At 38.2% G+C, this 14,324-nt stretch carries 14 protein-coding genes; all 14 read right to left on the bottom strand.

What is annotated here, in order from left to right:
- Positions 1-106 precede the first annotated feature (106 nt).
- The 14 genes from MKX65_RS00365 to glmU all read right to left on the bottom strand — a co-directional run bounded on the left by MKX65_RS00365 (position 107) and on the right by glmU (position 14,116).
- Positions 107-586, bottom strand: coding sequence for a S1 domain-containing RNA-binding protein (locus tag MKX65_RS00365; protein WP_160548431.1), 480 nt, complete (start codon positions 584-586; stop codon positions 107-109).
- 95 nt (positions 587-681) lie between these two features.
- Entirely contained in the window at positions 682-1,071 is a 390-nt protein-coding gene (locus tag MKX65_RS00360; protein WP_340901754.1) for an FtsB family cell division protein, read from the bottom strand.
- 15 nt (positions 1,072-1,086) lie between these two features.
- Positions 1,087-1,719, bottom strand: coding sequence for a spore cortex biosynthesis protein YabQ (gene yabQ / locus MKX65_RS00355; protein ID WP_160548430.1), 633 nt, complete (start codon positions 1,717-1,719; stop codon positions 1,087-1,089).
- Positions 1,716-2,021, bottom strand: coding sequence for a sporulation protein YabP (gene yabP / locus MKX65_RS00350; RefSeq protein WP_160548429.1), 306 nt, complete (start codon positions 2,019-2,021; stop codon positions 1,716-1,718). The genes yabQ and yabP overlap by 4 nt, the downstream gene beginning before the upstream one ends.
- Before the next feature lie 101 nt (positions 2,022-2,122).
- Positions 2,123-2,392: an RNA-binding S4 domain-containing protein gene (locus MKX65_RS00345; RefSeq protein ID WP_119706218.1), complete on the bottom strand. Its 270-nt coding sequence runs from the start codon at positions 2,390-2,392 to the stop codon at positions 2,123-2,125.
- A gap of 13 nt (positions 2,393-2,405) precedes the next feature.
- Complete coding sequence (gene mazG / locus MKX65_RS00340; protein ID WP_377057348.1) at positions 2,406-3,869, bottom strand: nucleoside triphosphate pyrophosphohydrolase; 1,464 nt, start codon at positions 3,867-3,869, stop codon at positions 2,406-2,408.
- 5 nt (positions 3,870-3,874) lie between these two features.
- Positions 3,875-5,482 carry a putative polysaccharide biosynthesis protein gene (locus MKX65_RS00335; protein ID WP_340901751.1) on the bottom strand — a complete coding sequence of 536 codons (1,608 nt, stop codon included), beginning with the start codon at positions 5,480-5,482 and terminating at the stop codon, positions 3,875-3,877.
- A gap of 124 nt (positions 5,483-5,606) precedes the next feature.
- Positions 5,607-6,143, bottom strand: coding sequence for a stage V sporulation protein T (spoVT, locus tag MKX65_RS00330; RefSeq protein WP_160548451.1), 537 nt, complete (start codon positions 6,141-6,143; stop codon positions 5,607-5,609).
- Positions 6,144-6,376: 233 nt separating this feature from the next.
- Complete coding sequence (gene mfd, locus MKX65_RS00325; protein ID WP_160548426.1) at positions 6,377-9,916, bottom strand: transcription-repair coupling factor; 3,540 nt, start codon at positions 9,914-9,916, stop codon at positions 6,377-6,379.
- Positions 9,917-9,994: 78 nt separating this feature from the next.
- Positions 9,995-10,225 (bottom strand): anti-sigma-F factor Fin, encoded by a 231-nt coding sequence (locus tag MKX65_RS00320; RefSeq protein WP_160548425.1) that lies wholly within the window; start codon positions 10,223-10,225, stop codon positions 9,995-9,997.
- A 132-nt stretch (positions 10,226-10,357) separates the two neighbouring features.
- On the bottom strand, positions 10,358-10,918 hold the full coding sequence (pth, locus tag MKX65_RS00315) for an aminoacyl-tRNA hydrolase (protein ID WP_160548424.1): 561 nt from the start codon (positions 10,916-10,918) through the stop codon (positions 10,358-10,360).
- Between the two features lie 80 nt (positions 10,919-10,998).
- Positions 10,999-11,631, bottom strand: coding sequence for a 50S ribosomal protein L25/general stress protein Ctc (locus MKX65_RS00310; RefSeq protein ID WP_160548423.1), 633 nt, complete (start codon positions 11,629-11,631; stop codon positions 10,999-11,001).
- A gap of 131 nt (positions 11,632-11,762) precedes the next feature.
- A complete protein-coding gene (locus MKX65_RS00305; RefSeq protein WP_160548422.1) occupies positions 11,763-12,722 on the bottom strand; it encodes a ribose-phosphate diphosphokinase in 960 nt (319 codons plus the stop codon).
- Between the two features lie 17 nt (positions 12,723-12,739).
- Positions 12,740-14,116, bottom strand: a complete 1,377-nt coding sequence (glmU, locus tag MKX65_RS00300; RefSeq protein WP_160548421.1) for a bifunctional UDP-N-acetylglucosamine diphosphorylase/glucosamine-1-phosphate N-acetyltransferase GlmU — start codon at positions 14,114-14,116, stop codon at positions 12,740-12,742.
- Between the last annotated feature and the right edge of the window lie 208 nt (positions 14,117-14,324).

Here is a 14,324-nt window from a genome sequence, read left to right as displayed (position 1 = left end):
TAAAGGAATAAAAATAGTCATTTATTATAAATAAATAATGTCTACATACAAAAAGGCAAGCCGTTTTTCGGCTTGCCTTCATATTTATTAATGTATCAGCAGCAAGTTACCCTCTTCTAGCTCCTCTTCCACCGCGCTTAGATTCTGTATTGCGCTTAAGAGAAGACAGTCGATCTTCACTATCTTTTAAGAAACGAGCCATTTTAGACTCAAAGTTCTCTTTAGGAGGCATTCTATCATTTGTTTTCCCTTGACGAGGACGTCCTGCCCCTCTTGAATCATTTCCGCCACCGCGATACGGTGGTCTTTCCGATCTTTCTGGACGAGAGCTGCGTTCAGGTCTCTCAGGTCGATCTACAGCTTTTTTAATTGATAAACCGATCTTTCCATCTTTCTCAACATTGATGACTTTGACTTCAACTTGGTCACCAACTTTTAGATGGTCGTTAATGTCTTTAACATAATTATCTGCAACTTCACTAATGTGAACAAGACCTGTTGATCCTTCCGGTAGCTCTACAAAAGCTCCAAAATTTGTAATGCCTGTTACCTTTCCTTGTAACTTGCTGCCTACTTCGATTGACATAAAAAGAATGTTCCTCCTTAAGAATATAAAAAATCATACTTTATATATATTATACAGAAAGGAAAAAAAGCGTGTCAATAAGCCGAGTCACTGGTTCATTTTTCCTTGTCTTTTTTTTCCGTTGGGAGGTTGAAAATTATCTCGTTACTATCGGAAAGAAAGAAGTCTTTTCTTGCTAATTTAGCGATATATTCTTCATCATTAAGCTTAATGATTTCCTCTTTAAGGATCGTTTCATCTTTTTTTAAGGCGACTAGTTCCTCGTCTGCCTTTTGCTTTTCTTCCTTCATTGCCTCTAGAGTCGCGGATTGCCTTAGGAGTGTAGATACGATAAAGTATGCTGCTAACCCTACGATTACGATAAAAACAGATAGCCTTCTTATAAGCAGCGTTCTTTTTCTTGCATTTTGGATCACTGCCATTTCTTGATGCTGCACATATTGTGACGGTATTTTTGTTATATTGCGTTTTCTGACAACACTCACCTCGGCGTTCCCTCCTTACTCTTTGTTCTTTCTCCATCTAGAAAGAACGTTAATAATGGTATTCTTTATTACCTGATAATATCCTGCTAACTTATTATATAACTTCTCGACGGTTTTTTTAATATGTTTCGGCAATAAATTCCAAAATAATATCAAGAGCCATTTGACAGGGGTAAAAAGAAGCTTAATTATCATCCAAATGAACTGGATTGTCCACTTTACAAGTACAAAAAGCCCCTTTCCTATTATCGTTATCAGACTTACACAGCCTAGCAAGAGAGAGACAATGGGTCTATAAATGAGCATAAGAAATATTTTTACAGCGTACCGATAAATAGAGATTATCATGGTTATGATAATCTCTAAAACTCTTGCGTACCCACGCTTTAAGAGACTTTGGTAAGCTGCAAACCCACAGAGAATGGCCAAGAAAATATAAAACCTTAATTCTCCTTGATTAATGACAAATAAAACGTAGAAAAAAATCAAACCCTGTAGAACCCAAAAGAATATGTCGTTTAAAAATACAAGCCAAGACTTTCTTTTTGATCGAAACAAAAAACGATTATACGTATCAATCGCAGCACCTAGATAGCTTCCCATGGCGGCCATGGAAATCATTGTTAAAAATTGTGTGGTAAGTGTCATCGGAATAACTTGCTAAAGAAACCTTTAGCCTTCTCCCCATGCTGATCATCTAAGTACACAAGATCAAAAACTTTTCCCTTAATGGATACAATTCCTTTATCAACATCTAGGTTTTTCATCTGCAGATTCTGACCCTTAATGGCAAGAAAGCCCATTACGGTTTCAAGCAGAAACTCTTCATTATCAAAACTTTCAACTTGTTTCACACCTGTGATGTCTAAAAGTCTACGCCCCCTCATGATGACATCATGATCTGGTAACGTAGTTCCCTTTGAAGTATTTGTGTCATAATATTGGCTCATTCTCTCATCCCTCACAATCACTTTGTACAACCTTTTGTACATATGTATGAAGGAGATGATTCAATTAGAACTGAAACGCAAATATACGAATCCTCTTCTAGCTACTCAACGGCTTCTTCAACCTTCTCTTCCTTAACAAGGCTATACATATCTGCTGCTTCCTCTTTTCGAGAAGTTTCTTGAAGCTTTTCAATTTTTACCGTTACGATCTTTTGACCAAATCGGACAGCCAGCTCATCTCCCACTTTTACGGTTGAGCTCGCTTTTGCTTGTTGACCATTAATTGTAATTCTCCCTTGATCACTAACCTCTTTCGCAAGTGTTCTTCTTTTAATAAGACGTGAGACTTTTAAAAATTTATCTAATCTCATAGGAAACTCCTCCTCATTGTTCTTCTTTTTTTGCTTCATTCCAAAATTGATCCAGCTCTTCTAACGTAAATTCATCGAACGTTTTCCCACTAGCATGTACCTTAGCCTCAATAAAGGCAAAGCGCCGCAAGAATTTTTGATTGGTTTGGAATAATGCCTCTTCAGGCTGGATTTGTAAGAACCGAGCAATATTGACCAGAGCGAATAAGATATCTCCCAATTCCTTCTGTAAGTCATCTGTATGCGTCTCCTTAGCAAGTTCTTCCTCAAACTCTATTAGTTCCTCTTTTACCTTTTCCCATGCTTGCAATACATTTTCCCAATCAAATCCAACTTTTGCCGCTTTTTTTTGCAATTCATATGCACGTATTAAGTTAGGTAAATGTGTACCTACACCATCAAGAATAGAAACTTTTTGTTCCCCTTTTTCTTCCACTTTAATCGCTTGCCAATTTTTCAACACATCATCAGCGGTTTCGGCGGTAACATCACCAAACACATGAGGATGCCTTCTAACCATCTTAGCGGATATTCCTTCAATCACTTCATCAATCGAGAAATATCCTTCGTCCTCTCCAATTTGCGCATGTAACATGACTTGAAGCAGTACGTCTCCAAGCTCTTCAATCATGTGGTCAATATCCTCTTCATCTATTGCCTCAATTAACTCATACGACTCTTCGATCAGGTACTTTTTTAAGGATTGGTGTGTTTGCTTTTTGTCCCAAGGACAGCCATTTGGTCCACGAAGTTCAGCAATAATGTTTCTTAACTTAGAAAACTCTTTATAAGATAACTCATCTTTTTGAACAGGTGGTACATATACGGAGGTTAAATTATTTAATGTCACTTCCCGGTCAAGCTCATACAGTGGTACCTTTTTGGTTATTTCTTTAGATGTACCAGCTGCTGTTACGATGACCACATCATGGTCAAAAGGGTATTTTTCCATTAGTGTTAATTTCACTTCTGAGGCAATAAAAGTGTCATATACCTGCCCAATAATCAGATGCTGACTCATATGAATATCATCACGTTTCAGATTTGTTCCATCTAATAATTGGAATCCCTCAATCGGATCGATTTTTACTGCTTGAAACAAGGGATCTAAAAAGCTTTGACCTCCTATAACCTCAATCTCTACTTGTAGCTCACTCGCTCTTTCTAACAGAATTTGAACCGTACGTTCAGCAACCAGGGGATGTCCGGGAACAGCATATATAAGTGACCCCTCATTGGCTTTTGCTATAAGATCATCACATATAGATTCATATACCTCATCAAATGTATCTTTTGCTTCGTATATATGATCATAAGAAGTAAACTGAAAATCTTCTTCTCTAACTAACTCATCCACTACTGGATGCTCTTTCGTTCGAAGAAATACGCTCTTATTTTGTTTTAATCGTTTATATATGCCAAGGGGCAGCTGATCCATATCACCTGCACCAAGACCAACGATCTGGATTTTATTCAAATTCATCAACTCCTATTTTTTTTCGGAAGTAATTGTATTAGTTTGCTTCCAAGAGGCAATAAACTTAATTCACTCTCTTTAAAAGTATGTAATCTTACTATAATGATTAGGTAGCTCAGTCCACCTATAAGGACCCCAACCATTGCCTCAAAACCAGCCTCGACTCGACTTGGTTCATTTAGGAAATAATCCATAAGCCAGTGGTACCCTTTTAATATTAAAAACATGATGAAAGCGGCTACTGCAACCTTTACCAACTCTTTTCCTTTCATAATCTCTCCCTTTACCCTTGTTAGTAGAACAATAAACAAAAGGAAACTCATGATAACAAGCGATAAGACAGAAGCAAAGACCGCACCATACGCTCCAAAAAGTGGCACGAAATACATATTAAGAAAGTATTTTAACAAACATCCAAGACCAATTGTTATCGCAGGAAATACGATTTGTCCCAGTCCTTGAAGTACGGCACATAAAGTGATAATAAGTGAACTTAAAAGGATGATGGTGCTTTGCATAGCAAGAATGGATGACCCTTCACTATTTTGAAACAGAAAAATATTGGTCGGTTCGATAATGGATAGAAGTCCAATACTTGCTCCCAATCCAACCATTATACTAATAAGCAAGGACAAACGAATTCGATCATGTAGGACTCTCATATTGTTTTTCACTTTTTCACTAGAGATGAGTGGTACAAGAGATAAAGACATCGATGTAGCTACTACTGTCCCGAGTTGAATGAGAGGAACTCCTCGATCATATATCCCCTTAATCTCCTTTGCTGTATGTCCGTTTGTCATTATTTTTAATAATAACGAATACAGGTTTAGGGAATCAGCAAGTTGAATAAATAAGAGAAGCATACTACTTACACTAATAGCAAATCCTTGGATGCAAAGTATTTTTATTATTCCCTTGGCTTCAGACCACGATGGAATGGAGGTTTTTTCGAAAAACACCGGGAGATACTTTTGTCTTTTTTTATAAAAGAAAAGCAATACGCACACGGCTACTAGCCCTCCGACAATAGATCCGAACATGGCTCCTGCTCCCACTTTATAGAGATCATCGTTCCTTAGGGCGAAGGCAACCACTAAAATGGTGCTGACTCGAATAAACTGTTCACTGACTTGTGATATTGCCGTTGGCTTCATATCACCACTTCCCTGGAAAACCCCTCTCAAAATAGATAAAACCGGGAGTAAAAGAAAGATAAAAGAAATTGCCTTTAAAAGAAGTGCAATTTGTGGATCCTGCATAAAAGAGGCTATATAAGGAGCACCGTAAAATAAAGCTACAAATAGGATGACTCCAATCAATGATAAAAGAAATGAGGAGATTACAATTAGCTTCTTTGCTCCTCGAACATCTTTTACGCTCATTTTTTCGATATAAAGTTTAGAGATAATAACAGGAAAACCGTATGTACATAACACCAAAGCCATTCCGTAGAAGGGATAGGCTTGTTGATAAATATAAAATCCAACATCCCCAACTAGGTTTTGAAAGGGAATGCGATAAAATGCACTTAGCACTTTGATAATAAGTGCAGAAACGGTAAGAAGTAAAGTTCCCTTTAGTATGGTATGTGACTCTTTAAGGGGTTTCACCACCCTCACCCCCAATTTATGTAATTCGGAGTTATTATAGCATATCGGAGACATGCATACATGATAAGACGGAAAAAGAGGTAGCTGATATCGCTACCTCTTTCTTTCCCTTAAATCCTTACTTTTATGATTCCATTTGTCTTGCCAAGAATCCAGCCGCTGTTTCTACAGCTTTACGCTCTACTTCACCGATCGTGGATTCTTTCGAGAAGATGATAACAGCGCCGATAGGATCACCGTTTGCGATAATTGGACCGACGGTGTATGAAGAAATCGTTTCTTCAATTCCATCGATTAATGCGACTTCACCCTGTTGTGTAATAATGACCGACGTTCTGTCTTCCATTGTTTTTTCAACAAGATCACTAATATTCTTATTTAAATAGTCCTTCTTTGAGCTACCCGCAACAGCTATGTAAGCATCTCTGTCGCAAATTAAGATTGGATTTCCTAGGCTATCGTATAGAGCCTCTGCATATTCTTTCGCAAAGTCACTTAACTCGCTGATTGGAGAATACTTCTTTAGAATCACCTCTCCATCGCGGTCAACGAAAATTTCTAACGGGTCTCCCTCACGAATTCGAAGAGTTCTGCGGATTTCCTTAGGAATGACGACACGACCCAAATCATCGATTCGACGAACAATACCAGTTGCTTTCATCCAACGTTGCCTCACTTTCATCTGATGATTTAAACGTTTGGCATCCATCTCTCTACGTTGTGAAATGATTGCCATTGTTTGAACTTAGTATCTTTCATATGGAAAGTTCTATACACTTACATAGTTTTTTCTCTAAAATGTTAAAATTAACAATAAAGGATAAATAAACCAATTTACTTTTTTATTTACCCCTTACCATTTCAATTAAACATTACTATGCTAGTATCTATCTCTTAAGAGACTATACTTCCTAGATCCTTCCTTGCATTATGAAGACCTTTCATCATCTTGAAAGCAGCGTCTAGCCACTGATCTAGCCCAACTCCCTTAATATGAAGGACCATCTTTAATTTACTACCTTCCATTCCAAGTCCAACCATACGGCCAAATTGACTACTTACCTCAAATATTTTTTGACCATCTATTTGAGAACTATCCTCTTCTGAGACAAGGATATTGATTTCATTTTTACTTTGCTTAATGGTCTCTACACCAGCCATTCTCGCATAGACCTTTAATTCAGATAATTGGAACAGGTATGCCACTTCATCCGGGAATTCACCGAATCGATCGATCATCTCCTCTTGAAGCTCTTGTACATCTTCAAGAGTTAATAGTCCACGGAATCGTTTATACATTTCTATTTTCTGATTACCATCACGAATATATGTGTCTGGTATATAGGCATCTACTTCCACATCAATCTCCACAGGCTTTATAACAACCTCTTTATCGATACCTACTTTTCTTTCCTCTATGGCTTCCTTAAGCATTTGAGAATAGAGGTCAAATCCGACAGAATCAATAAATCCATGCTGCTCGGCACCTAATAGATTTCCAGCTCCACGAATGGATAAGTCTCGCATGGCTATTTTAAATCCGGACCCAAGCTCCGTAAATTCTTTAATGGCCTGAAGTCTCTTTTCTGCAACTTCCGTTAATACCTTATCTTTTCTATAGGTAAAGTACGCATATGCCACCCGGTTAGATCGTCCAACACGTCCTCTTAGCTGATACAACTGAGACAGTCCCATACGGTCAGCATCAAATACAATCAAGGTATTTACATTAGGAATATCTACTCCTGTTTCAATAATCGTCGTACTTACAAGCACATCCGACTCTCCCTCTAAAAACCCTAGCATAACCGATTCAAGCTCATTCTCCGTCATTTTCCCATGTGCGTACGTTACACGTGCATCCGGAACAAGCGCTCTGATTTCTTCTGCTTTTCTTTCAATATCTTCCACACGATTGTAAAGGAAATAGACTTGCCCTCCACGAGCTAATTCCCTTTCAATCGCTTCTTTTACTAGTCCGCCGTTATACTCCATAACATAGGTTTGAACCGGGAAACGGTTCTCTGGGGGAGTCTCAATGACTGATAGATCTCTTACTCCGAGCATCGACATATGAAGAGTTCTCGGTATTGGAGTAGCCGTTAATGTGAGCACATCCACATTTGTTTTTAACTGCTTAATCTTTTCCTTATGTGTAACCCCAAAACGCTGTTCTTCATCAATAATCAATAGTCCTAAATCGCGATACGTAATATCTTTTGAAAGAATTCGATGAGTTCCTACCACCACATCTACCGTACCTGCCTTTAGACCATTAATGGTTTCGTTCTGTTGCTTTCTGCTCCTAAAACGACTTAATAAACCAATATTGATTGGATAATCCTGAAACCGCTCCCTCATGGTCTCAAAATGCTGTTGAGCTAAGATTGTAGTTGGCACGAGCAAAGCAACCTGCTTCCCATCTGCTATTGCTTTAAATGCAGCACGAATGGCAACCTCTGTTTTTCCGTAACCCACATCCCCACAAAGGAGTCGATCCATCGGGCGCTCTCTTTCCATATCTTTTTTAATTTCCTGGATAGAACGCAATTGATCCTCTGTCTCTTGATATGGAAATACTGATTCAAACTCTCTCTGCATATCTCCATCAGGACTGAAGGCATAACCGACCGAAGCTTCTCTTTCTGCATAAAGCTTAATAAGATCGTCAGCAATATCTTGAACAGATGACTGAACCTTCGTTTTTACCCGTTTCCAGTCATTTCCACCCAACTTATATATTTTCGGTTCCTTTCCTTCAGAACCCACATATTTTTGAACCAAATCAATTTGCTCCACAGGAACATATAACTTATCGGTTCCTTGATAGCGAATGTGTAAATAATCCTTATGCACTCCGTTTATCACAAGGGTTTCTATACCAAGATACTTCCCTATCCCATGATTCACGTGAACAACATAGTCGCCCACTTTTAATTCTGAGTAGCTCTTAATTCTCTCTGCATTCGATAACTTTTGTCTTCTAGTTGTTTTTTTCGAACGCTTATTAAAAAGCTCTTCTTCTGTTATTACAACAATTTTCTGTATGGGTAACTCGAAGCCGGTTTGAAGTCCACCTTGCATAATTTGGACTTTCCCTTTTAAAATATCCTGCTTTTGATTCGCAACAACCGCTTCAATTTCATAGTCTTCTAACACTCTTTCTAGCTTCTTACTTTTCTCACGATCTTCTCCTAAAAAAATGACAGAGTACTTCCCTTTTTTCCAACGCTCAATTTCCCCTTTTAACACATTCATCTGCCCATGGAAATTCTGCATTTGCTTACAAGTGACATTAATAATATTTTGAGGATTTGTATTAGGAACGTGTCTTAGAAAAAGTGACATATATACAATTGATTTTTTAGACTTTTGTAGCATTCCATTCAGATGGTGAGACACAGGAATATCATGGACAATCTTTCCTTCCCCTAGAAGGCTTGTATACCATTCTGCCTCCTCTTTATCCAAAGAATCGCTCATTTCCTGAACTCTACTAATTTCATCAACAAAAATAAGACCGTTTTTCGGCAAATAGTCTAATAGACTGTTTGACTTCTCATAGGCGAATGATAAGTACTTAAATAACTGCTCTGGTCTTTGACCATTCTTTAGTTGTTCGATTTCATAGCCAATGTTTTGAGACAGTAAAGTTTTTACTTTATCATCCTTCAATTTTTTCAAACTTCTGGCTAGATGCTCTTCAAGCCTTTGAGCGATTATTGGAAAATGGGAATCATCTAGTGGAGATTCCGTTGCTGGTCCTATAAAAACCGTAGACAATTTATCCTTTGATCGTTGGTCTTCCAACGAAAACGTGCGGATAGAATCTACTTCTGTATCAAAAAACTCTACCCGAATCGGGTCCGCTTCAGTAAGGGGATAAATATCTAAAATTCCCCCACGCACACTAAACTCACCAGGTGCTGCTACCATTTCAGACCTTGCATACCCCATTTTCACAAGCTGAAGACTGAGCTCACCTAGCTCAATATCCTGCCCAAGCGATATCGTATATTGTTTGGATTTCCAAAGCTCGAGCGGCGGAAGATATTTTCTAACTCCAGCAATAGGAGCAATAATAATTCCACCTGCATTGCTGCTTAAATAATTCAAAGCCTCAATTCTCTGGGCTTTTAATTCTGGACTAGCAATACTCATCTCAGCTGCTATAAGTTCATTAGCTGGGTAAAGGAAGACCTCATCTACCTCAACCAACTGAATTAAATCATCGTATAGCTTTTGAGCTTGTAACAGATTATGAGTAACGATGAGCATTGGTTTTTTCATACGCTCATACACAGAAGCCAAAAATACGGTTCTTGCAGAACCAGATAGCCCTGCTATGAGCTGTTCAGTAATACCCTCTTCTATTCCAGAAAGGACGGATTTTGTATCATCTAGTTCACTGAAAAGTTGCTTAATTGCTAACATGTATGCCCTCCTCCCAATACCTACATATGTATGTAATATAAAAACAGAAAAATGCTTTGGATGTTTCTCCAAAGCGTTTTACTGAATAAGATAGTCTTGTCCATGAAAGTCCGGATTTCTTTCTAGCGACTCCTGACAATCTTCACAAATCGATTTAATATGCATATTTCCCTCTGTATCATAACTTACCATATCGAGTCGCTCTTCACCATTCAGTTTGTGAAGCCCTAGTCTTTCAGTCTCTAAAGTGTTTTGCTCAATTGTACCCATTGTATGTCCGCAGTGTCGGCAATGGTAATGAATGGCCATGCCTGTCCCTCCTAGTAAACAATTCATTAGGATTAGTATTGACCTTTTAGGACAAATCTTATTCATTCATTACTTATATACGTTATGTCGTCCACACAACAATGATAACCGAAGATTCATGATTTCGTATGATTATTGATTATAACGGTTCATTACTTGCAAGAAAGGGTCCTTTAGCCAGTCCAGGCATGCTTCCCCACTTTTTTTCACGATGAGGTTAATGGTTTCTTGTTCTTCCTTCGTAAATCTACTAAGGACATAGTCACTAATACTCATCCCATTTGTTGGCCTTCCAACTCCCACACGTATACGTTTAAACTCTTGTGTTCCTAGATGAGCAATGGAGGACTTTATACCATTATGACCACCAGCACTGCCTTTCTCTCTTAATCGGAGCTTCCCTACTGGCAAATCAAGGTCATCATATATTACAACGATATCTTCAATAGAAATATTAAAGTAATCCATTAACGGACGGATAGACTCTCCAGACAAATTCATATAAGTTAATGGCTTTAATAGAAAAACCTTTTCCCCATTTACATAACCAACTCCATAGGTCCCTTTAAATTTCGATTGATCAAGCTTAATATTCCATTCACTAGATAAATGGTCAATGACTTCAAATCCTACATTATGTCTTGTTTGATCAAACTGTTTTCCAGGGTTGCCTAAACCGATAAATAGTTTCATGTTTCACCTCTTACAACATCAAAAGGGGCTGGCCAAACAATTATGGTCAGTCCCTGTAGTGATTTCTTTGTTATCTTTATTTATTCGACAGCCTCTGTCTCTCTTCCTTCTAGATTTTCAGGAATTCCTGGTTCTTGTTCCTCACCAGTACTAATTTCCTCTTCTTGTCTAGGAGGGAGAATAGACACGATCGTCTCTTCATCTTCATTGTTAATATGGTAGGACGTACGTTCTTGGATATCAGCAATAGACATGGTCTCACCAACTTGTAGACCGCTAACATCTACTTCAATTACTTGAGGAATGTCCGCTGGTGTGGCAGTAATGCTTACCTCATGTAATGGCTGTTGGAGAACTCCACCATCTTTCACACCTGCTGCCTCACCTACAAGTGTAACACGAACATTTACTTGTATTTCTTTTGACATATCCACAGCTAGAAAATCAGCGTGTAGTATTTCCTTTTTTATTGGATCCATTTGATAATCCGATAAAATGACATCGTATGTTTCTCCATCAAGATCAAGAGAAATCACACCATTTCTCCCCACTTCTCGAATCGTTTTTAGGAAATCGCTAGCATTTATATATAATGCTTTACTATCTACATTAGCGCCATATACAACTGCTGGCACTTGCCCTTCGTGACGCATAATTGACAAAGTGGATTGACGGAAATCCTCACGTTCCTGTGCATGTAATTGCGTAGTCAAAATCGTTTTCTCCTTCCAATATTAAGGTCTCTTTATAAAAAATGCCCTTAAACAGGAAAGTCTAAACGTAGAAAATTTTAATTTAACCTAAACAGATAAGGCTTGCACTAATAGCAAGCCTCATCACTTTATTAATCAAACAGGATACTTACTGATTGTTCTTCGTGAACACGGATAATAGCCTCTCCTAAAAGCTCAGCAACGGATAGTTCCTTAATCTTCTTAGACGCTTTCTTCTCTTCCGATAACGCAATCGAGTTTGTTACAACAAGCTCTTTAATTTTTGAGTTTTCAATTCTTTCAATCGCAGGACCAGATAGTACGGCATGTGTACAGCATGCGTACACTTCAGCCGCACCATTTTCGACAAGTGCATTTGCAGCAAGAGTAATGGTTCCTGCTGTATCAATAATATCATCGATTAATATAGCAGTCTTTCCTTCGATGTTACCAACAATATTCATAACCTCAGCAACATTTGGTCTAGGTCGACGCTTATCAATAATTGCAATTGGTGCCTTAAGTCTTTCTGCCATTTTACGAGCTCTCGTTACCCCACCATGGTCAGGTGAAACAACAACGATGTCACCACTTAGATCCTTCTTGCTAAAGTACTGAGATAGTATTGGAACACCCATAAGGTGATCAATCGGAATATCAAAGAAACCTTGAATTTGTGGTGCATGCAGATCCAGTGTAATCACACGAGTAGCTCCTGCTGTTTCAAGCAAATTAGCTGCTAGTTTAGCTGTAATTGGCTCACGAGCTCTCGCTTTACGGTCTTGACGTGCATACCCGTAATAAGGCATTACGATACCAATTGATTTTGCAGATGCTCTTTTAAGCGCATCAATCATAATCAATAGCTCCATTAAATGCTCATTAACTGGTGAGCTAGTCGATTGGATAATAAACACATCACAACCACGGATACTTTCCTCAATATTGATTTGAATTTCTCCATCGCTAAAACGAGTAACCGAACATTTTCCTAGCTCTACACCAATGACCTTTGCAATTTCTGCTGCTAGCGCAGGATTGGAATTGAGTGTAAACACCTTTAAATTTGGATCTAAATACTGATTTGACATGATGGACCTCCGATTGCTTATTTCTTTTTGCTATTTAATTTTGATACGTAAGCTTCTTTGTTAACTTGTTTTGCTCTAGCTATAGCGAGTGCTTCTCCTGGGACATCTTCAGTGATGGTTGACCCAGCTGCTACATACGCCCCTTCTCCTACTCTAACTGGAGCTACAAGGTTTGAATTACAACCAATAAATACATTGTCTTCAATTTTTGTTAAGTACTTATTTTTCCCATCATAGTTCACCGTAATCGATCCACAACCAATGTTTACATTGCTACCAACTTCAGCATCTCCAATATAGCTTAGATGGGAAGCCTTACTTCCTTTGCCGAATACCGCTTTCTTGATTTCAACAAAGTTACCTATTTTCACTTCATCATGAATACTCGATTGAGGTCTTATATGCGCAAAAGGACCAATGGCAACCTCATTACCAATTTCACTATCGAAAGCTACTGACTGACGGATAGCCGTTCCTTTGCCAATTTTACAATTGTGAATTTCAGTCTGTGGACCAATAATACAATCTTCTCCAATCACTGTTCTTCCTGCTAATATCGTTCCAGGGTAAAGAATAGTATCTTGACCAATTTCTACATCTGGACCAATATATGTACTTGAAGGATCAATGATTGTCACACCGTTACGCATATGCCACTCATTCGTACGTTCTTTAAAGATTCGTTCCGCTTCAGCTAACGCTACTCGGTCATTAACGCCCAATGTTTCTTCAAAATCTTCTGTTTGATAAGCTGTTACTATTTCTCCAGCATTTTTGAGAATTTCAATAACATCTGGTAAATAGTACTCCCCTTGGACGTTATCATTTGAAACATTTGTAAGTGCCTCAAAGAGGGCTTTATTGTCAAAGCAATACGTTCCCGTATTAATCTCTTTTACTAAGCGTTCTTCATTCGTTGCATCTTTATGCTCAACGATTTTCTCAACCGATCCATCTTCGTTTCTAATAATACGTCCATAGCCTGTAGGATCATTGGTCCATGCTGTTAAAATCGTTACTTTAGCAGAAGTCTCTTCATGATGCTTAAACAATGCTTCCATCGTCGTTTCCTTAATTAGAGGAGTATCTCCACATACAACAATGGTAATGCCTTCTTTATCCTTTAGTATATCCCTTGCTTGCATAACAGCATGTGCTGTTCCAAGCTGTTGCTCTTGAAGCACATAGCTACTTTCATCGCCTAGCTGTGCTTTCACAAGTTCCGCTCCGTGTCCAATAACTGTTACAATGCTGTTTATATTAAGCTTTTTCACATGATCAATTACATGCTGCACCATAGGCTTACCACCAACAGGATGAAGAACTTTGTACAGTTTTGATTTCATCCTAGTTCCTTGACCTGCGGCTAATACTACCGCATACCGATTCGACATTTACAGGCCTCCAATATACCTTTTTATCCATTAAGAATATATCTTAAATACTCGTATTTTTCAAGAACAGATGAAAAACTACATGATTTTAACATTGAGAAAGGTTTAACTTTATATTTTTATGGGTAATAGTATGTAGAGAGAATAAATGGGTTCAAAAACATAAAAAAAGAGCCTTACTCATGAAGTAGGCCCTTGTTGTTTATTT

The organism is Robertmurraya sp. FSL R5-0851 (assembly GCF_038002965.1).
Classification (GTDB): Bacteria; Bacillota; Bacilli; order Bacillales; family Cytobacillaceae; genus Robertmurraya_A; species Robertmurraya_A beringensis.
Note: the sequence above shows the minus strand (reverse complement) of the source record. Positions and strands in the feature narration are given on the sequence as shown.